We start from the raw sequence: 21,334 nt of genomic DNA on the forward strand, positions 1-21,334 counted from the left end.
ACAATCGCCAACTGGTTGAAGCGATGATCAAAGTGAAGGCGCTAAATAAGATCAACACCCTTGGTCTGCCTAAATATCAGTAAGTTAAGTGAGTTTATTAGAGAGCTGCATTTGATCAACAAGGCCCATATTCTAATAGGTTTTATCAAAAACTAATTTTTACGATATCAAATAAGTTTGAAGAGAATTTTAATGTTAAAGAATGATAGTTGTAAGTATGACTTTGTGGTTAAAGGGGCATATGGAACGGGTAATTTTGGTGATGATGCACTATTCGAGGTTATCTATAGCCAATTACCTAAAGGAAGTAGGGTTGCTATTATTGCAAGAAACTCGGGTTATTTAAATAAGAATTACCCATTAGTTGATGTCTTTCACCCTAATGATGTAATTGATATTGAGTGTGATTACTATATATACGGTGGAGGTACACAATTTTATTTATTTCCTTCTTCCAATTCATTATTATTTAAAATTAAGTATCACTTTATCAATCCAACCTATTTAATTAATAAGCTTTTAAACAGAGGTTTAAGGATAAATTATACAAAAAAAATTGGGATCGGTCTAGGTTTAGGGCCTTTTTATACGGAAAATACGCCAAAATTTGTTCGTATAATTAGAGAGTTAAAAGCATTTGAGTCTTTAAGTGTTCGTGATCAAAAAAGCTTTGATTTCTGTCTTAAACATCAAATTAATGGAGTTCAGCTAAATACAGATTTATGCTTTATAAAAAAGCTACCGATTATAGAGCGTGGTGAGAAAAGTGCTGTTATTTTAAGAGATTGGATTCATGATGATATTGGTCGTAAGCATTTCCCAGCCATTAAAGAGTATCTAATTCAGAATAAGGATGTTACTGATCTTGTATTGTTCGCTCATGATAAAGAATGGATTGATTTTGCACTGGAGCATGATATTGAACTCCTTAAATGGGAGCCGAAAACTGACTCATCCAATCAGTTTATAGAAAAAATTTCTAAATATAAATTTTTTATATCATCAAGGTTTCATGGAGTAGTGTATGGAACATTATTAGGTATTCCTGCTATTGCAATTGAAATTGAGCCAAAACTCAGAATTGGAGCTTCTCTTAATACAGGTTTGATTTGGCAAGGGAGCTTTGAACTTTCAGATTTATATACTAAGGTAGAGCACTTAAATAAGCATTATTCAGAATACCTATCTCAACTAAATACCATAAGGGATAAGAAGTATACTGAAGTAAGTGAGTTGTTTAATACGTTTTTAAGAAGCAATTCAAAGAGTTAATGTCATGATTTATATATTACATAATAAAGTTTTTGAAAATGGTAAATTGTGTATTGGTGGCATCCAGACGTATTTATACAATCTGGGACAAGCACTTGCTGGGCAACATAAAGTAGTTATTTGTCAACTCGGCGATGAATTTAAAAAGTTTGAAGTTAATGCTATTACAGTAATAGAAGTGCCAACTGATAAAGTAAAAAAAATTCCAATTTATAAAGAGTTGAATATTACAAACTCTGATATTGTTATTTGGGGGACGGATAGCAATGTATCAAAATATGGCTTTAAATCAGTTTCTATCCAACATGGGATTGGCTTTGATTACACCAACTCAGGGTCAAAAGTAAAAACTTTGCTAATGAAGAGCCCATTAGGTCACCTTTTTAAATTAGGGCAAAGACTCAAATCTTTAAAGCTGACATCAGTCGCTGATCATATTGTATGTGTAGATTATAATTATTTAAATTGGTACAGAACATATACTAGAAGTAATATGACTACAAAAATTACTGCAATACCCAACTTTACTTCTTTACCAGATAGTGAGCCAAGTATTCTTAAGGACAAGAAAGTTATTGAAATAGTGTACGCCCGACGATTTATAGAAAAAAGAGGTGTATATATTTTTTGTGATGCAATTAAAAATCTTTTAAAAAGACATAAAAATATAAATGTTACTTTTGCTGGCGATGGTCCATTGAAGTCATATATTGAAGATGTGTTTAAAAATGAAAATAGAGTTAGAATTACATCATACTCAGCAGATGAGTCATTAGAGTTTCATCAGCGCTTCGACATTGCAGTTGTTCCTACAATCGCAGGGGAAGGTACTTCATTAAGTTTACTGGAAGCAATGGCTTCTGGTTGTGCTGTAATTGCAAGTAATGTAGGTGGGATGACAAATATAATCTTAAGTGAATTTAATGGGTTACTTATCGATCCAACCGCAATTGCAATCGAAAAAGGGCTCGAAAAGCTTATTTTAGATAGCACACTTCGTACCAAATTAAGTAAAAATGCTTACTGCAGTGTCTCAAGTGCTTTTAGTTATGAAAAATGGAAAGTAGAATGGCTAGATATAATTAACCGGTTGTACAATGAAGAAAAATAGTTTGTTTTTAGCTTTTGCGTTTTTTGTATCTGTTTTTTTATACACTAGTATCATTAAGCAGCTATATTACTTTGCTGTCGATATAACTTTATTATCTTTTTTTATTATTAGTTGCTTATATTTAGCACTTGAAAAAAGAATTAAAGTGTCTACAGATGTATTTCTTCTATTAGCTTTTTTATTCTGCTTAATTTTTAGTTTGATCATTTCAGACTCTGAAGAAGTCGGTTCTTATAAGTTACTTGCTACAGCTCCAGGATTCCTGGTTGGTTTGTATTTGTTAACCCTGAATTATAATATTTATAAAGCTAAACGCTATTTAGATATGTTTTGTGTTTTATCAGTTCCGACAGCTTTATACTTTATTTATTTATTACCGTTGTTATTCACTAGTGCTATTGGTCAAGGTGATGTTGTCAAGAGTATATACCTTAGCCTTCCATTCTACCTTTGTATATCTATTCTTTATGCTGTGAACTTTTTTCCTAAAAACAAATTATTATACTCAATTATTATATCAATCAATCTAATTGCAGTTTTGATTTCTGGTGCTAGAGGTCCTTTATTAGGACTTTTTATTAGCCTTTTTATACTTTTCATAGTTAATTTTAAAACGCTGATAAAGGGGGCGTTATTTCGCTTCTTTTACATTGTCCCCATAGTTTTTTTCGTTTTTAGCTATATTTTTGAAGGGGGGGACTCAAGTGTTTATATGATGCTTGAAAGGACTATCGCAAGAATGGAGTTGTTATTTACTGGGGGAGGGAGCTCTGTTAGTGAAAGGTTGTATGCTCTTAAAGAAATGTATAATGTAGGCTTTGATAACTTTTCATCTGTTTTGTTCGGTAAAGGGTTGGGTACGTTTGGTATGGAGGTTTATGGCGTTGATTCTTATTACTATCCACACAATGTATTCCTAGAGCTAGCATTCGAGGCTGGCATTATAACTCTTACTATATTCCTGCTATTTATCTTTATAGTGCTTTATAAAGCCAGAAATGGATTGAGTTTAGGTTTGTTTTATAGTGTTTTTATCTTCTTAATTTTTAATTTCATGAAGTCTTATTCGATAGTAGGATTAAGATTATTTATTCCTATTTTTATATTTGCATATTTGCTAAATATTTATCATATACAAAAAAAAGACCACAATAATGTTTCAACTTAGTATTATAATTCCCCATTACAACTCATCAGAATCTTTACGAGACCTTTTGTTTTCTATACCGGTTAACAAAGTTATAGAGGTGATAGTAGTAGATGACAATAGTTATCCTTTACTTCCTAATAGTTTAATTAATGACAATAAACATGTGAAATTTATCAAAAACACAAGAGGAAAAGGAGCTGGAGGAGCGAGAAATACCGCTTTAAAAGTAGCTAGTGGTCGTTGGTTAGTGTTTGCAGATGCTGATGATTACTTTGTAACAGATGGAATTAATAAAATACTATCTGCTATACGTGAAGCGAAGGCAGAAGATATTATCTTTTTTGTACCCTGTTCAACCTATTCAGGTACAGATAAAAGTGCGAGCAGACATATTAAATATAAAGATTTAATATGTGAATTCTTAAAAGAGCCCTCTTATAATAATAATATAAAACTTCTATTTTCCCATTATGTTCCATGGAGTAAGGTAATAAAAAGGAAGCTTGTTGTTGATAATGAAATTTTATTTGATGAAACTTTAATTGCTAACGATGGTATGTTTTCGGCGAAATGTTCTTTAAAAAGTAAAGAAATAAAATGCTATTTAGATTGCGTGTATAATGTAACTGTTTCCGAAGGAAGTTTAACACAAGTAAAAAACATTGAACTATTCAGGGTTCGTTTAGAGGTATTTTGTCGTATGTATCATTATTTGCCGAATAATATAAAGCATATTATAGGAATGTCTCCTTTGGCACTAATTTATATGAGTAGAATTTATGGGATTAAAGAGGTTTTTCGCTCTATAAAATATATTTTAGATAATAAGGTTTCATTTTTTAAGTACTTAAATGCAAATTCAATAAAAAGGTTTTATAAAAGGTGAAAAAATTATATTTATTTTTAGAGACTATCTATCACGTAAAGTTAACTCAAATATTTAATCGAGTTTATAGAAAGTTTAGAAGAATTTATTTTAAGTCCCCTCCAAGTAACCCAATATTTTTTAATTATAATCTATTTTTCAGATGCGAGCTTTTAGAGAATAAATTTGTTGATGATAACACTGTCTCACTTCTAAATGAGAAAGGAGAGCTACTTAACTGGCAAAACAAAGATAAAACTTTGCTATGGCTTTACAATTTACACTATTTTGATTATCTAAATACCAAGAGGGCCTCTTCACATATTAATCTCCATAAAATAGTAATTAATAATTGGATTAGTACTAACCCGTTCAACCAAGGTGTTGGTTGGGAGCCATACCCACTTTCTTTAAGGATTGTAAACTGGATTAAGTATCATTGGACTCTAAATAAACTCTCTAAGCATGCCTTAGAGAGTTTATGGCTTCAGACTCACGTTCTTAAACAAAAACTAGAATTCCATTTACTGGGTAATCATATCTTTGCAAACGCAAAAGCACTAATTTTTGCGGGTTGTTTTTTTGAATGTGAGGATTCAAAAAAGTGGTTCAAAACTGGTTTAAAGATTCTAAATTCAGAGTTGACAGAGCAAGTACTTGAAGATGGAGGAAACTTTGAGCTATCACCAATGTATCATAACATTATACTAGCAGATCTACTTGATCTTTATAACTTAGCTAACTCAAGTAAGCGGAGTGAATTGTTAGCTGAAGCTGAAAATTGGGAATCAATAATAAAAAAAATGTTACTTTGGTCAAAGGATCTTTCCCACCCAGACGGGAAGCTATCATTTTTTAATGATTCGGCTTTTGGAATTGCGGCTGACTTTGAAGAGCTATCTGAATATGCTAGAAAATTAGGTATTAGCATTACAGACCTTGAAAACAGATGTTTACAAACAAATGTTGAGCGAGAGTTAATCCATTACGAAAGGAGTGGATATATAATTGTTAATGATAAGAAGCAAAAAACAATTATTGATGTTGCTTGTGTCGGACCAGATTATATCCCAGGCCATGCTCATGCTGATACTTTATCTTTTGAAATGAGTATTGGCACCCATAGGTTATTCGTTAATAGTGGAACTAGTGTTTATGGTACGACTAACGAGCGTTTAAGGCAAAGAAAAACAGCTTCACATAATACTTTGACCATCGATGGTAATGATTCGAGTGAAGTTTGGAGCGGATTTAGGGTAGCTAAACGAGCGTACCCATTACTAAAGAAAGTAGAGCAAACAAAAAGTACAATTGAAATAATTTGTGCGCATGACGGGTTTACTCGTTTAAGTGGAAGCCCTATCCACCAAAGAAGTTGGTTATTTACTGATGAAGGCCTTGAAATAAAAGATGAAATATCTCCTCATAAATCTAGAGGAGTATCTCATTTTCATCTGCACCCTAGTATAAAAGCTGAAAGTTTAACAAATAATGAGGTTCGTCTTACTTTGCCAAATAATGATAAAATCATGTTTACTAGTATTGGGACTATAGAGGTTCTACCTTCATCGTGGCATCCTGAGTTTGGAACATCTATACCTAATATCAAATTAAATTGCAACCTAATTAACAATAGTAATATTATTTCGATAAGGTTTGGTTAATGCATATACTTTTTATAACAGATAACTTTCCACCTGAAGGAAACGCACCTGCAACAAGAACCTTTGAGCATGCAAAAGAGTGGGTTAAGCTCGGACATAAAGTAACAGTCATTACTGGAGCTCCTAATTTCCCTGAAGGACGGGTTTTTGAAGGTTATAGTAATAGCTGGTTCTCAAAATCATATTTAGAAGGCATAGAGGTACGTCGGGTTAAAACTTACATAACAGCAAATGAAGGGTTCATAAAAAGAGTTTTAGATTTTGTGTCTTTTATGTTTACAAGTTTTATTGCTGGCTTGTTTGTTAAATCGCCCGATATTGTTGTTGGTACCTCGCCTCAGTTTTTTACGGCAGTTAGTGCTTGGGCATTATCAGCTGTTAGGTTTAAACCTTTTATATTTGAATTAAGAGATATTTGGCCCGCATCAATTACTGCAGTTGGTGCTATGAAAGATAGCGTTGCTATTAGAGTGCTTGAACGGTTAGAGTTGTTTTTATATAAACGTGCTGATTCTATTATTTCTGTTACAAATGCATTTAAAAGAGAGTTAATTGATCGCGGTGTTAATGGCGAGAAAATTGATGTGGTTTTAAATGGTGTTGATTTAGCTAAATATCAGCCTGTAAGCGAAAAAGATAACGAACTTTCTAACAAATATAATTTACAAGGTAAGTTTGTTGCCGGCTATGTTGGTACTCATGGTATGGCTCATGGTTTAGAGGCTATTGTTAATGTTGCAGAGCAATTAAAAGAAAATGACAATATTCGAATTTTATTTGCGGGAGGCGGTGCAGCAAGAAAGAAAGTAGTTGATCTTGTTGCTCAAAAAAATCTTTCAAATGTTGTACTAATTGATCGACAACCAAAAGAAATGATGCCAAAAATATGGTCATTATGTGATGCTTCATTAGTGCCTTTGGTTAATAACGATTTATTTAGATCTGTTATTCCTTCTAAAATATTTGAATGTATGGGCATGGGCATTCCTACTATAATGAGCGTGCCTGAGGGCGAAGCTACGCAAATAATAAGAGAAACAGGTTCAGGTTTAGTTGTTGATAGTGAAAGTATTAATCAAATAAAACATGCGATACTTCAACTTTATACTGATCATCAAGCCTTCTTGGGTATTAAATCCGCTAGCATTAACTCTGCTTCAAAATTTAGTCGGGCTACCAACTCTAAATTAATGCTTGATATATTCAGTAAAGTTTTAAATAAAAGCTAGGGCGTGTTGATCTTTGTGGTATGAAAAACAAACAGCATGAAGATAAGGTATAATTGAATTCGCCAGAAAACTTTACACCGAACCTACATGCCAAGATTAATGCTAACAGACGGGACATGGAATGTCTTATCAAAAGTAATGTACTTAAGTGGTCGAATTTATAATAAGCCCGACCATAGAAAAACGCTCGAAGGCATACTGTATAAGATGCGCACAGGTATTCCATGGCGAGATTTACCTTCTGATTTTGGCCGTTGGAGTGCTATCTACAGACGGTTTAATTTATGGTCCAAAAAAGGGATTTTGAATGAACTGTTTCGCGCATTATCTCGTGATGCGGACATGGATTGGGTCTTCATTGATGGCAGTATTGTCAGGGCTCATCAACATAGTTGCGGTGCAAGAACTGCTGACAATGAATCAATTGGAAAGAGCCGAGGTGGAAATTCTACGAAAATTCATCTTGCAGTCGATAGCGGAGGGTTGCCTGTTTATTATGAATTATCCTGTGGAAATACGCATGATATCGTCCATGCAGAGTCACTCGTAGCTAATTGCCCAACAAGTAATATGGTTGTCGCAGATAAAGGCTACGACAGTGAAAAACTGAGAGCGTTTGTTCGTGATAATAACGCTACACCCGTTATTCCACGTAAGGGCAACAGTTTAGTAGGCAATGAAGATATTGACTGGTGCATGTATAAATATCGGCACTTGGTTGAGAATGCATTTGGCCGTATTAAGCAATATAGAGGGATAGCCACGCGGTATGAAAAGCTTGAACGAAATTATCATTCAATGCTCGCTTTAGCATTTACTATGATGTGGCTACCAATGTGGGCTGATTGATATATGTACTACAAAGATCAACAGCCCCTAGTTTTATATTTAAAAACTCATTTAAAAAAACAGGTTTTAGCTTTGGTAGTTATTTACATAGAGTAATAGACTGTTTTTACAATTTTTAATGTTGTTACTCAGTATGGATTAATTATGTTTTTGGATCTTCTTTTTACTTTTTTTATCGCTTTTGCTATTTTATTTTTAATGCGTAAGGCTGCACGTAAAGTAGGTCTTGTCGATAAACCATCCGGGCGAAAGTTACATTCTGGAAATATTCCTCTTGTGGGCGGAATTGCTATATGTATCACTATAGTAAATTACATTTATTCGCACCAAGGTATGATTAATCACGCAAATTTATATATGTTGTGCATATGTTGTTTAACGGCAGTGGGTGCACTGGACGATCGCTTTGATTTAAGTGTTAAAATACGTATGGCTGTACAAGCCTTTATTTCGTTTGCAATGATTTATTATGCTGGAGCTAACCTACATACACTGGGTAATTTGGTTGGTTTTGGGAATATTGACCTAGGTTACTCATCTACCGTTATTACAATTTTTGCAGTTATTGGATGTATTAACGCATTTAATATGGTTGATGGTATTGATGGTCTGCTAGGAGGACTGTCAGTAGTTACGTTCGCAAGTTTAGGTATTTTACTTAGCTTGGTAGGTGAAGAAAGCTTAAGTTATTTATGCTTATTACTTGTTGTTTGTATGATTCCATACATTGTTATGAACCTTGGTCTAGTTGGGCGTGAGCGTAAAGTATTTATGGGCGATGCCGGCAGTATGATGATAGGCTTTACTGTTATTTGGTTATTAATTGGCGCCAGCCAAACACCAGGTAATGCAATGATTCGTCCTGTCACTGCATTGTGGTTAATAGCGGTACCATTAATGGACATGGTGGCAATAATGATTCGCCGCGTTAAGCAAGGGAAGTCTCCATTTAAGCCAGACCGTGAGCATTTACATCATATATGCCAGCGCTTAGGTTGCTCACCTACACAAACCCTTATTTTAATATGCTCTATTGCTGCTGTTTTTGCAGGTATTGGTGTAATAGGTGAGGTGTTTTTAATACCTGAATTTTTAATGTTTTATGGCTTTGTTATTTTATTTACTGCATATTTATTAGTACTTATTAATTACTGTACTGTAATGAACTTTTTTAGACGTAAATTAAATTTACCAGAAAAGAAATATTCTATTAATCAGTAATTGAATTATCAAATAGTTATAGATTTATAACTAGAAATATTTTTTAAAAAATTGTTTTCAGAATTAGTTAACTTTAAAGGAATACCATGAAAATTGCTGTAGTAGGGACGGGCTACGTAGGCCTTTCAAATGCAATGCTTTTAGCACAACACAATGAAGTGGTGGCATTAGACATTGATGAGCACAAAATTGCGCTTTTAAACGATAAGACATCACCAATTGTTGATACTGAAATTAGTGAATTTTTACTGCGTGATGATTTAAACTTCACAGCAACCACCGATAAAAAAGTGGCCTATGAAAACGCTGATTTTGTTATCATCGCCACCCCAACGGATTATGATGTAGAAACAAACTACTTTAATACACGCTCGGTTGAAGCGGTTATTAAAGACACTATAGCGCATAACCCTAATGCGGTTATGGTGATTAAGTCGACTATTCCGGTTGGCTTTACGGCTGATATTAAAAAGCAGCTTAAGGCTGACAACTTACTATTCTCACCTGAGTTTTTACGTGAAGGTAAAGCGCTGTACGACAATTTGCATCCGTCACGCATTGTTGTGGGTGAGCAAAGTGAGCGCGCCACTATTTTTGCTAATTTACTGAAGCAAGGTGCAATTAAACAAGACGTTGAAGTGCTATTCACTGACTCAACGGAAGCGGAAGCGATTAAGTTATTTTCTAACACCTACCTTGCTATGCGGGTTGCTTACTTTAATGAACTTGATAGCTACGCAGAAGCACACGGCTTGAACTCAAAGCAAATTATCCAAGGTGTAGGTTTAGACCCACGTATAGGCAATCATTATAACAACCCGTCGTTTGGTTACGGTGGTTACTGTTTACCAAAAGACACCAAACAGTTACGCGCGAATTATCAAGACGTGCCAAATAATATTATAGGTGCGATTGTAGATGCTAATACTACACGTAAAGACTTTATTGCAGACTCAATCATAAAGCGCAGCCCTAATATCGTGGGCGTTTATCGCTTAGTAATGAAAACAGGCTCTGATAACTTTAGAGCCTCTGCTATACAAGGCATAATGAAGCGTATAAAAGCCAAAGGTATTGAAGTGGTTGTGTATGAGCCGGTGCTTGAAGAAGAGGAATTTTATCACTCACGGGTAATTAAAGACTTAAATGAGTTTAAGCAACTCGCTGATGTGGTCGTATCAAACCGTATGGTGGAAGAGCTGAGTGATATAGCAGATAAAGTGTATACGCGCGATTTATTTGGTAGTGATTAACCTTACCCGATATTAAAAATAATTAATTTAGAAATAAAGGACTACCTATGAAAGCTGTAATTCCTGTTGCTGGGCTTGGCACACGTATGCTGCCTATGACCAAAGCCATTCCAAAAGAGATGCTCCCCATTGTAGATAAACCGCTTATTCAATACATTGTTGCTGAATGTATCGCCGCGGATATTAAAGAGATTGTACTGGTCACGCATAGCTCTAAAAATGCCATTGAAAATCACTTTGATACAAGTTATGAGCTTGAAGCCACGCTTGAAAAGCGTGTTAAACGTGCCTTGCTTGAAGAAGTGCGCTCTATTTGCCCAGCTGATGTAACCATTATGAGTGTGCGCCAAGGTGAAGCAAAAGGGTTAGGGCATGCTATTTTATGTGCCAAGCCCATTGTGGGCGACGATGATTTTATTGTTTTATTGCCTGATGTAATACTCGATGCTTATACGGCAGACCAAAAGACAGAGAATCTTGCAGCGATGTTAAAGCGCTTTAGCGAGACACGTGCAAGCCAAATTATGTTGGAGCCTGTAGCGCAAGAAGATGTAAGTAAATATGGTATTGCTGATATCGATAGTGTGCAGCTCACTCCTGGCATTAGTGCAGCTATTAAAACCATGGTTGAAAAACCGGATGCAGACAAAGCCCCCTCTAACCTAGCGGTGGTAGGGCGCTACGTACTGAGTAAAACTATTTGGCCACTACTTGCTAAAACACCGGTTGGCGCAGGCGGCGAAATACAGTTAACTGATTCAATTGATGAGCTAATGAAACAAGAAACGGTGGAAGCCTTTCACATGAGTGGTCGCTCGCACGACTGTGGCGATAAGCTAGGTTACTTAAAAGCGATTGTTGAGTACGGCATGCGAGATGCTAAGCTTGGCGACGAATTTGGTAAATACTTAACTACGCTCGTGAATGGTGATGACGCACAAACTAGTAATGTCGTTAATCTATAATAATATTAGCTTAAAGTTTGACACTATGAGCTGTTAAGCTATTCAGCATATAGTAAAAACTTGATTATAGCGCGGCTTTAAGCCGCGCTTTTTCACTTTTTTAACCCTGCTTTATTTTAAATAATTTAAACTGATTAAATATAAAGGAATAATCATGTCGCGTAAGTATTTTGGTACCGATGGTGTAAGAGGCAAAGTAGGCACGTTTCCTATCACACCAGATTTTGCAATGAAACTGGGATGGGCTGCAGGTACGGTTTTAGCCTCAAGCGGTACTAAAGAGATTTTAATCGGTAAAGATACACGTAATAGCGGTTATATGTTTGAGTCGGCAATGGAAGCAGGCCTTTCTGCTGCCGGTGTAAATGTCGCCTTTGTTGGCCCAATGCCTACCCCCGCGGTTGCTTATTTAGCATCAACGTTTAGATCCGATGCCGGCGTAGTAATTAGTGCCTCACACAACCCATACTACGATAACGGGATTAAATTTTTTAATAACTTTGGCACTAAGCTTAATGACGAGCAGGAACTTGAAATTGAAGCCTTGCTTGAACAAGCATTAAAAAATGATGCAATGCAGTGTGTAAGCTCAGAGCGTTTAGGTAAAGCAAGGCGTATTAATGATGCCGCCGGCCGATACATTGAGTTTTGCAAAGGCATATTTGCCAAAGACTTAACCCTTGAAGGCTTAAAAATAGTTGTAGATAGCGCTAATGGCGCAGCGTATCACATTGCCCCTAATGTTTATTCAGAGTTAGGCGCAGAGGTGATCAGCATTAATGACAAACCAGATGGTTTAAATATTAATGAGCAATGCGGCGCTACCCATTTAGATAGCTTGAAATCTGCCGTAGTAGCAAATAATGCAGACTTAGGTATTGCCCTTGATGGTGATGCTGACAGGCTAATGCTGGTTGATGATGCGGGCAACGTTGTTGATGGCGACCAAATTTTATATATTCTGGCAAAAGCGGCGAAGCTACAAGGTAATATGAATGGCGGTGTTGTAGGTACGCTTATGTCGAATTTGGGCTTAGAGCTTGCGCTTAAAGACATGGATATACCATTTAAGCGCGCAAAAGTAGGTGACCGCTATGTTGTTGAGCAACTTAAAAATACCGGTTGGAAACTAGGCGGTGAAGGCTCTGGCCATATTCTACACTTAGACTATGCGACCACGGGTGACGGTATAGTTGCATCACTTTTAGTGCTAACCGCGCTTATACAGCAAAAGCAATCATTAAAAGACTACGTAGCGGGTGTGCAAAAACTACCGCAAGTACTTTTAAATGTGCGTTTAACACAAAATAATGCCGATGAAATACTTAATACTGATTCAGTAAAGCAAGCTGTACTTGATGCCGAAAGTATATTGGCGGACACTGGGCGTGTTTTATTGCGTAAATCAGGCACTGAGCCACTCATCCGCGTTATGGTTGAGTCTACCGATTCGGTGGCCTCGCAAGCGCAAGCTGAGCATATTGCAAGTGCAATTAAAGCGTTATTGTAAAACGTATTACTAGTAGGGGGTGAGTGTACACTCACTCCGTACGCTATCTCGAGAAACGCTCTGCTTGTTGGCCATTTAGGCGTTATTACTAATATCCCTATTTGAAAACGTTAATGCGGTTAGAAGCACGCATACCCCAACTTAACCCTGCTAAGCAATCCCACGCTCAATCATCATTTCATTAAATGCATACCCATCCTGCCTAGATGCATTAGCTACATATGGCGCATAAACCTCAAATAATAAACGTGTATCGCTATGCCCTAACATATGTGAAATATATAACGGGTTTTCATGTGCGGCAATATGCAGCACAGCCGCAGTGTGGCGTGTTTCGTAAGGGCGCCTACGTGCTAATCCAGCTTTTTTTAATGTGGGATACCACAGCTGTTTACTCACAAAGTGATTATCGAGTGGGTTGTCTTTATGAGTAAATACAAAGTCACTACTTGCTTGCTCTTTTAAGCGGTTAAATAGTGTATAGAGCGTATCGCACATTTTTAATTCGCGGCGTGACTTAGGCGTTTTTACATCACACAACTCACCATTAACCCAATTATGGCGAATACGAATAAGACGATGGTTAAAATCAATGTCCTCCCAGCGTAAGCCATGCACCTCACAACTGCGCATACCTGTCCAAAAACGCACTTTAAAGTAATCTTGCCACTGTGTAGGCACTGCTTCTAAAAACCGTTGAACCTCATCAGCCGTTAATGGGTTAGAGTCAGCGCGCTCTTCTTTAAGTATTTTGTATCGGCGCATAGGGTAAGGAAAGTTATGCTCTTCAGCCGCCAAGCTTAAAATTGCAATAAGCGGCCATAAAATGCCATTAATACGCTTGTTGGTGAGCTTTCGTCGGCCATTTTTTTCTATCAACGTTAAGCTTTCACGAAAATAATCCACATTGGCCAATGTAATTTCGCTTACCAATATATTACCAAATTCAGGGATCAAATAGGTATCGAGGGTATTGCGTACAACGCTTTGGTAACTGCTTTTCCATTTGGCTTTTTGACGATCGAACCACTCATTGGCGTAGTCGTTAAAAAATGGGTGAAGGCGATCGGGGTGTTTACTGCGCTGTAGAGCTTCAAACTTCGCCACTTTTTTACTCTCAGGAAAATAATTACGGTATTGAAACGTTTCTAAATCAATTTCCGCATTCATTTTTTTGAGTAGGGTATTGGCTTTTTTTAAATTAGCCGGCGTTGCCATGAGCTTAGTGCCTTCACGAAAGCGTTGCCCATAAAGGTGTAAATCAAATTGAATACGTCCGTTAGGACGAATGCGAATGTGAGCCATAATGGCCTCCATTAGTTAATGGATCTATAAATAGATCTATCCCTCACCAATGGAATTCGCTAGAATTAAGCCATCGGCTGGGTCGGTTTAAACGCGGAGCAGCCGGTACGGGGTAGGGAGGTTCCAGTCTCTCTACCCCAACTGCTTATTTTATTGTCAGTTATGCGAATACCATACACTAAGTACAAAATTGCGCTACTGACTAGAATTTCACTTATAAAATATAGTAAATACTGTATATCTGTCTAGTGCTTTTCAGCGTTAATACTCTTTCTCTTTATCCATAATGTACCCAAATAAATCCTCTTGTACTTCTCGCTTTGTATTTCGAGCATTTGTACCAGCTTGACTTTGATTTAACTCTTCAAGCAACGCTGCAACTTTAGGAAACTGGCTCTCATCTTTCTCAATCGAAATAGTGCGATGTGGTAGTGTGTTCTCAAGTGAAAAATACACACCTAATTTACGTTCGCCGTTTTCGTACTTAAGAATGTCGAGGCGCGTACTTTCCGCTTGGGTTAAGTCGCTAATGTTAATGCCCAATAGTGCTTTTAGTGAAAAGCGATATAATGACTCACTATTTTTTGTTTCGCTACACGTTTGAGTTACCGCGATTGGGTGCACAAATTCAAAAGGGGGCATAATAAATGCAATAGCGGCTTTATCACCGCTTAAATATAAGAGTGCATTATCTGATTTTTTAATAGTTTTATACTCAGCTGAGCAGTGCCTAACTTCATTTTTAAGTGCAAGGAAATCTACTACAACATGTTTTTCGTTAATGAATTTAAGAGGCTTCTTTGCGTAAAACTCTTCAACGCCGGCCAATGAATAAGTGACTGTGACTTCCGGTGTTTTAAAGGTGATTGATTCACCTTGTTGGGCAACTTCAATTTCATCGCCTTCTGTTGCTTTACATACATTATCAACCTCACGGATAATCTCCTCTGTCAAAACCATTGAAACCGCTAGATTTAGGTTGTCAGGTAGGTGCACTTCCTCTACATTTCCATCGCGTTGAACTCGACAATATTGTTTTTCTGCGTTCATTTCACATAATTCTAAAGGCATATTTTGTTTTGCCTCATATATAACTCGCTCTATTGTAGCTTTAGAAACAGTTGAGGTTGGGCGCTGTGCACTTTCTTTGAGATAAGCTAAATGCGCTTCATATACATCAACACACTCACACCGACGCAGTGCATTTTCGCTGCTTTTAGTGTCTTTATGGATTAATTCAACTGATGTCGCATTTGAAAAGGAGGTGTGAACACTGAATTCAATGTCTTCATCTTTACTAAAATAGTTTGGGAGCTGCTTTATAAAACTGCCATCTATAGAAAATTGTGTGTCTTTTACATGACTAGAAGATTTATCAAGTGTAAATTTACTGTGCGAGCATAAAGGCGGTTTACCCGCTATTATTGCAATCGACTCTTCTTTTTTATTTATTAATACGGTTGCTAGGTTATCAAAATAACGAGTATCAATAACCTCCGTGATGCTTTCGAATAGTGCTTTTTTATTACTAGGAATTTTAATCTTCATGGTTGTTCCTTATTGTATTTGAATGATTGAATAAATTTATGTGTAAACTTGAGCACACTAGGTGAAAGAGGCTTTTTGGGTGTTAAATAAATAGTTAATGTTGTTTCTCCTGTAGCATGTTTAGTGATTTGAATGACTTCATTTTTCTGAGCGAACTGTGCTTTAAGCAGCTGTTTTTGTCGTTCGATATTGGTTTTTCGATTAACGGATAATACAAATTTGCTAGTTAACCAGCCCCAATCGCTATGTCTAAAAGCGGTGGTAAATGCACGAGCGTTTTTGCTATTGCAGGCCAGCGTTATTTGTAATGATTGACCATCATCAGAAAGTGCAACGGGAGGTAGATTGCTTAGAGCTGTATGCTGCTTTTTAGAAACCGGTTGAATATGATGCTTACTGCCATTACCCCATATAAAGCTAAGTGCACTGAAGTCGAGTGCTTTATGTTCAAACATGGCTTCAAAAATAAAACCCAGTAACGAGTGTTCGCTACTATGAATTGATTTTTTCCACATTGAGGCAAGCTCAATAGTTGTACTCGTTTTTTCCGCTTCACTCTTTTTGCCAAGTATGACCTCTCTGAGCTGCCTATCACTCATTTTTACTGGTTGACTGCGTTTTTGTCCCAGTGTTTTATTGGCGTATTCAGGGCTGAGCCTAAGTAGTATTCGAGATAGGTCGTTAGATTTAGGGTGTAGCCCTAATAAATAGCGCAGCTCACTGTGCGTATATTCATGAAGAACATACGGTGCATGGGCACGACTAATAATAGGGAGTAGCCATTCAATATCATGCAAATACGACCACCTTGTTGTGTCATAGTAGAGGTGACCAATTTGCAAACCCATTTCATCTAAAAAAGCAGCATCATTCACTTCGTTAACAGCTCTGCCTTCAAACCAATAATCGAAACGAGTAGTCACCGAGTCGTTTGAAAGCACTTCTTGCTCTAATGGAGTTTTCCCTCGGTGTTCATTTGGTGTATCGATCACGAAATGTAGTGTTTGCAGCATAAACAGATGTACACCACTGTGGCGAAGATGATGAAAATTAAGATGCATACCAAATAAATACCGTAAAGCACGCGACACAGGTAATAAGTAATAAAGCTGGCGTGAATGGTATTTCTCGCCTTCAAACCCCAACAAAGGTTCCTCGCGAGGTATGTTCTCTTTTATTTCAAATAGATATATAAATAACAGGCGGTACTGCACAGGAAGTGTGGTGTACACCATGCGAGTGGTGTTGCTTTTGGTGTTGCCTTCTGATGTATTAGTTACCGTGATCGTTATAAGACCAGTACCTGGTTTAAATCGAATATCTTTACGGCGTAACCTTAGAACTTCACCACGACGCAACATAGCGTAAAACCCTAATAATGCTGCAATCGCACCAAATAAACTACGAAAAGGGTTGTTAGTTTTGCTCGATAAAAGCACTTCCAGTAGACGGTCCAATTCGTCAACAGTTAATCGACCAGGACTCACCGATGGCGCTACCAGAGGTGAGCTAAAGCTAGATAAATCGAGTGTATCTGTTTGTTCTTGGTAGCTTAAAAAGCGTAAAAAATTATAAAAGGTGCCTTTTACTATATCGGAGTCTATCGAGTCATAGACAGTTTGAGCCCACCCATTAATAGCCTCTTCGCTAATAGCCTCTGCGTAACACAGAGGGTAGGGCTCAAGTTTACTTTTAAGTGAGGTGTAGTTTTTAATCGATCCTAATGCAAGGGACGCTTTTTTTACTCCCCCATACACAAGCAGCTGTTTTGTGTAATCAAATAACAAGCGCGGTAGAATGTTATTGGCATCCCACGGCGGTGTTTCGACAGTGCTGAAACTTTCAGAGTGTTTGAGTAAGTCTTCATGAGGCCAACGCACTTTTTTTTGTAATTTAGTTAATGAATCAAACCATTTGGTATCCCAATCGATAGCATAAATCCCGGCCTCTCTTATTTTTGATAGAGTAGTGGATTTTGATAGACCGACATACCGCTCAGGGTTAGCCAAATCCTTAACGAAAACAGGCGGTAGCTGAAAACGAAGATACCAATGGATTTGAAATCGTTTCGGCCATATCTGTTTAATACTACAGGCCGGTAACCCATTTTCTTCCAACCAACTTGATAAGTCTGCATACAAACATTTTGAGCTTATTCTTGGAGGTGACTGCGCATAATAGTCCTCTAAGAAACGATAGCTTTCGATTGATAAATAGTAATGAGTTGTTCTTAATTCATCTGCCCCATACCCCATGTGAGTAATAGCAAGGCGTGGATTACCTTCTTTATCTATAATCGAATTCGGATTATTTAAAATAGCGCTGATATGCTCAAGCGATAAGGGGGCTATCTCAAAGCCAATTATTAATGCTATAAAGCACGGTGTTAATGAGCCCCTTGTATCAAAAAAATACGTTTTTTGTTGTTGGTAGCATGCAAAAATTTTATGTGCGTGCGCTGCACCTTTTGCAAGCTCTTCAAAATGTTGATGGTTGGTGTCACTGATTGTGTTTTTTATAAGTGCTGGTAATTGCCAATGACACGCTTCTCCCAAATAAAAAAGAATCCCCTCAAGCGCCTGCTTATATGCTCGTTGCTTCCCGGTCGGAATAGCATTGATCTGCTGAGTGATCTTGCTGAGATCGGTATTATCGACAATACGCGTTTTCTTTTCTGTTATTTGCCAGTGTTCTAATACCCAAAAGATGTCATCTTCTGTTGTCTTTAATGGCCAAGATTGAGTCAAATACTCAGCAATTTTTTTTGCATGCTGATGTATAAATTTTTCAGACATAAGTTAAATCCTTCAGTCCTAAACGCTTCGGTAGTGTATTTAAAAAACCTTTAATTGCTTCGAATCGAGGTGAGAACAACATATCGCTTCCGAGGCGCTCTCCCAGATTTTCATGCCCCATCAGCCGATCGATATCGTTGTCATATAGCTTGTCTGAAAACATATGGCTATTAGCACAGAAACTAAAAAAGTGGCGCAATTGATAAGGCACTACATTGGGCCAAATTTGATGCATGAATAAACGAAGTTCGCGACTTGTTAGGGCCTTCGGGATGTTTTTCTCACTACACGTATACCAAAGCTCATCTAATTCAGTATGTATGCTGAGTTGTGTACGAATAACTGATTGTAAGGATAAATACTGTTTAATCTCTTGTTGCAAGTAATCACAGAGTATTAGCTGCCTAAGGACACCTTTATCTTTGATAAATACAACATCAGAGCCTGAGTAATAAATTGATAATATACTGATGCTATGTGTAGGCCTTGCGCCAGTAAGAACAATAAACAGTAATGCAATACGATAGGTTGCTTTATTATAGTAATCTCGCAGCGCCGATTGATTTGCTAAATATGTTTTTGAACGAGGGCCTTTAGCCAAGACACTTTCTTTAGCATTTACGACTAACGCATGTACTTTTTGGAAAAAGTGACTGACGTGGTTATCTTCAAGTGATCGAGCACTGCCTATTAAAATCGCTGGAGTGCGCTTTTTATCACGACTGTTTTGTGTGATATCGAGTTCAAACTGACTTATCTCACCAGGTTGCGATAAATAGTCGGCCTCTGTTATTGACGTATTAATAAGGTTTACAGAATACTCTTCCAGAAAGAGCTCAAAATATACGTGGAGTTCAGCTTTTTTTGCTGCGTTAATAAGGCGTGATAAGTAGCGGTTATGCGCATTAAATATCTTGCCACGGATACGATCAGTATTTAACTGTTGGTAATATATCGCGCTAGAATGATGTGCTCTATTATTCGTTATTAGCTGTGATCGAACTATTGCACCTAGTGTGTTATCCGCCTGAGCACAATTAATAAAATAATGCTGGAAGGTATTTTTGTTAACGCGAGGGTTATCTTTTAATGTATTCGGTGTTTTCCATGCTGCCTTTATTATCTCAAATAAATGTGCTTTGTTTTTGAGATTTAAAAAAGGCGTACCGTAAGTGTGATCGCTAATAAAGCGTTGAAAAAATACATTTAAATAGGTCGGCATAGGTTGCCATAAATACACAATACGGTTTTTGTATTTATAGGGTTTCGCATACTCAGCCCACGATACTGTACCATCATAATAAGTGCGAAAAGTGTGCTTTTTACAAGGTTTTGTGGCAGGTATTTTTATAAAATCAGGAATATCACTTGCCGAACTAATGTACTTCCAGCCTAGTGTTAACCACATGAATAGTGCTACTGCAGTCATTGCTGGACGAGCTTTAGCATCAACTCTAGCTAGCTTTATCAACATAATAGCTAATGTTGTGGCGTGCGCTAATGCATTAGGGTAGCGACCACCGGCATTCCTTAAACGGTTACTTCTCGCAATATGCTCCGATATGCCCATGTTTAGCACTCCATTACCGAAAAGTTGAAGGAGATGTATTAGCTAGATTTGCCAATACATATTGTTTAGGTGTCGCTATCCCTTGCTCTTTAATGCAATTAAGACGGTGTTTAATATTTGTACTTAAATTGCTTTTTGAAAAAAGCGTTAATGCACCGTCAAAGAGTAGAGTTGTCAGAAGAACTTGTTCGGTAACTTCTTGCGGGTAAATAAGCAGTCTTAAGTTTAATTTCGCTTTCAGTGGATGTGCTTTAAAGCGTTCAATTATGCTGCTTGCTGTAAGTGTTAAATAGCTATTATCGTCAGTATCAAAAAACACAGCTAATGGGTGCAAGTCTAATAATGACTGTATTACTTCTATAGGTAAGTCATCGATACTTTGGTTTGCTCTTAGCTGTATCACATCATTTTTGGTTAATTCAATTAGTAGCGGGTGAGGCTTCAGCTTAGCCTTTGAAAGTGGTATCGATTTTTGTTTGTATTTCATAATTAGCTTCTCTATACGTTTTAATCATCAAAAGAGCATAAAGTTTTCATTTCGCTGCTGTGACGATTAGGACATGTTAATAAGGCCTACATAATCGAAGCCGTAGTAAAAAGAGTTACTTTGCTGGATGAGAACAAAGCAACAGCTCACTCCATAAGTACAGAGTGAATCGTAATTAGAGCTCTTGATAAGCTCCAAAATAGAGCTTTTAATATGTACTCTTTAAATTTTTGTAAGTTTTTTATTTCAATTGGTTAGTGATTTTTAGGTTTCGTGTCCCATATAAAAAATCGCAGTCAAAAATGCTAAGTTATTGAAAATATACTTATGCAATTTTGTTTTGATAAATTTTGGACACAAAAAAGAGACCTATAGGCAAATTAACAAAAATGCTTATTGGTTGTGTGGTTAGGTCAGGGTGAGAGCATACTTTGTTAACAAGTATTAACCAAAGATAAGCTCAGCCCTGAATTCATCGTCAAAACTAGCCCTAACACACTTACTGCGTATCGAGTCTTTACGGCCTTTGTGCTGTTTTAC

Annotated in this window: 16 protein-coding genes; 11 read left to right on the top strand and 5 right to left on the bottom strand. The window is 36.9% G+C overall.

Translation table 11 applies throughout. The annotated features are described in order from the left end of the window. Window positions 1-192: 192 nt before the first annotated feature. The 11 genes from ABMY41_RS18260 to glmM all read left to right on the top strand — a co-directional run bounded on the left by ABMY41_RS18260 (window position 193) and on the right by glmM (window position 13,089). Entirely contained in the window at window positions 193-1,272 is a 1,080-nt protein-coding gene (locus ABMY41_RS18260) for a polysaccharide pyruvyl transferase family protein (RefSeq protein WP_349275789.1), read from the top strand. Between the two features lie 4 nt (window positions 1,273-1,276). After that, a complete protein-coding gene (locus ABMY41_RS18265; RefSeq protein ID WP_349275791.1) occupies window positions 1,277-2,383 on the top strand; it encodes a glycosyltransferase family 4 protein in 1,107 nt (368 codons plus the stop codon). After that, on the top strand, window positions 2,370-3,551 hold the full coding sequence (locus ABMY41_RS18270) for an O-antigen ligase family protein (protein ID WP_349275793.1): 1,182 nt from the start codon (window positions 2,370-2,372) through the stop codon (window positions 3,549-3,551). Before ABMY41_RS18265 ends, ABMY41_RS18270 begins: the two co-directional genes overlap by 14 nt. Continuing rightward, complete coding sequence (locus ABMY41_RS18275) at window positions 3,538-4,419, top strand: glycosyltransferase family 2 protein (RefSeq protein WP_349275795.1); 882 nt, start codon at window positions 3,538-3,540, stop codon at window positions 4,417-4,419. The genes ABMY41_RS18270 and ABMY41_RS18275 overlap by 14 nt, the downstream gene beginning before the upstream one ends. Further along, a complete protein-coding gene (locus tag ABMY41_RS18280) occupies window positions 4,416-6,062 on the top strand; it encodes an alginate lyase family protein (RefSeq protein WP_349275797.1) in 1,647 nt (548 codons plus the stop codon). The genes ABMY41_RS18275 and ABMY41_RS18280 overlap by 4 nt, the downstream gene beginning before the upstream one ends. Continuing rightward, the gene (locus ABMY41_RS18285; protein ID WP_349275799.1) at window positions 6,062-7,291 is read left to right on the top strand and encodes a glycosyltransferase family 4 protein; all 1,230 of its coding nucleotides are present in this window, start codon (window positions 6,062-6,064) and stop codon (window positions 7,289-7,291) included. Before ABMY41_RS18280 ends, ABMY41_RS18285 begins: the two co-directional genes overlap by 1 nt. An 87-nt stretch (window positions 7,292-7,378) precedes the next feature. Then, window positions 7,379-8,140, top strand: coding sequence for an IS5 family transposase (locus tag ABMY41_RS18290; RefSeq protein ID WP_024600859.1), 762 nt, complete (start codon window positions 7,379-7,381; stop codon window positions 8,138-8,140). Between the two features lie 144 nt (window positions 8,141-8,284). Beyond that, window positions 8,285-9,361 carry a UDP-N-acetylglucosamine--undecaprenyl-phosphate N-acetylglucosaminephosphotransferase gene (wecA, locus tag ABMY41_RS18295; protein ID WP_349275801.1) on the top strand — a complete coding sequence of 359 codons (1,077 nt, stop codon included), beginning with the start codon at window positions 8,285-8,287 and terminating at the stop codon, window positions 9,359-9,361. Between the two features lie 86 nt (window positions 9,362-9,447). Continuing rightward, window positions 9,448-10,614, top strand: a complete 1,167-nt coding sequence (locus ABMY41_RS18300) for a nucleotide sugar dehydrogenase (protein ID WP_349275803.1) — start codon at window positions 9,448-9,450, stop codon at window positions 10,612-10,614. 47 nt (window positions 10,615-10,661) lie between these two features. Next, the gene (galU, locus tag ABMY41_RS18305) at window positions 10,662-11,579 is read left to right on the top strand and encodes a UTP--glucose-1-phosphate uridylyltransferase GalU (protein WP_349275805.1); all 918 of its coding nucleotides are present in this window, start codon (window positions 10,662-10,664) and stop codon (window positions 11,577-11,579) included. A gap of 154 nt (window positions 11,580-11,733) precedes the next feature. After that, window positions 11,734-13,089, top strand: coding sequence for a phosphoglucosamine mutase (glmM, locus tag ABMY41_RS18310; protein WP_349275807.1), 1,356 nt, complete (start codon window positions 11,734-11,736; stop codon window positions 13,087-13,089). A gap of 150 nt (window positions 13,090-13,239) precedes the next feature. Here the strand turns inward: glmM and ABMY41_RS18315 are convergent, their stop codons facing one another. From ABMY41_RS18315 to ABMY41_RS18335, 5 genes are all read right to left on the bottom strand, one after another. After that, a complete protein-coding gene (locus ABMY41_RS18315; RefSeq protein ID WP_349275809.1) occupies window positions 13,240-14,394 on the bottom strand; it encodes a DUF3596 domain-containing protein in 1,155 nt (384 codons plus the stop codon). A 261-nt stretch (window positions 14,395-14,655) separates the two neighbouring features. Next, window positions 14,656-15,942 carry a hypothetical protein gene (locus ABMY41_RS18320; RefSeq protein ID WP_349275811.1) on the bottom strand — a complete coding sequence of 429 codons (1,287 nt, stop codon included), beginning with the start codon at window positions 15,940-15,942 and terminating at the stop codon, window positions 14,656-14,658. Further along, complete coding sequence (locus ABMY41_RS18325; RefSeq protein ID WP_349275813.1) at window positions 15,939-18,737, bottom strand: site-specific integrase; 2,799 nt, start codon at window positions 18,735-18,737, stop codon at window positions 15,939-15,941. Before ABMY41_RS18325 ends, ABMY41_RS18320 begins: the two co-directional genes overlap by 4 nt. Further along, window positions 18,730-20,307 carry a hypothetical protein gene (locus ABMY41_RS18330; protein ID WP_349275815.1) on the bottom strand — a complete coding sequence of 526 codons (1,578 nt, stop codon included), beginning with the start codon at window positions 20,305-20,307 and terminating at the stop codon, window positions 18,730-18,732. Before ABMY41_RS18330 ends, ABMY41_RS18325 begins: the two co-directional genes overlap by 8 nt. A gap of 13 nt (window positions 20,308-20,320) precedes the next feature. After that, window positions 20,321-20,794: a hypothetical protein gene (locus ABMY41_RS18335; protein WP_349275816.1), complete on the bottom strand. Its 474-nt coding sequence runs from the start codon at window positions 20,792-20,794 to the stop codon at window positions 20,321-20,323. Window positions 20,795-21,334 lie beyond the last annotated feature (540 nt).

It is taken from the genome of Pseudoalteromonas sp. BZA4, from assembly GCF_040104395.1.
Lineage (GTDB): Bacteria > Pseudomonadota > Gammaproteobacteria > Enterobacterales > Alteromonadaceae > Pseudoalteromonas.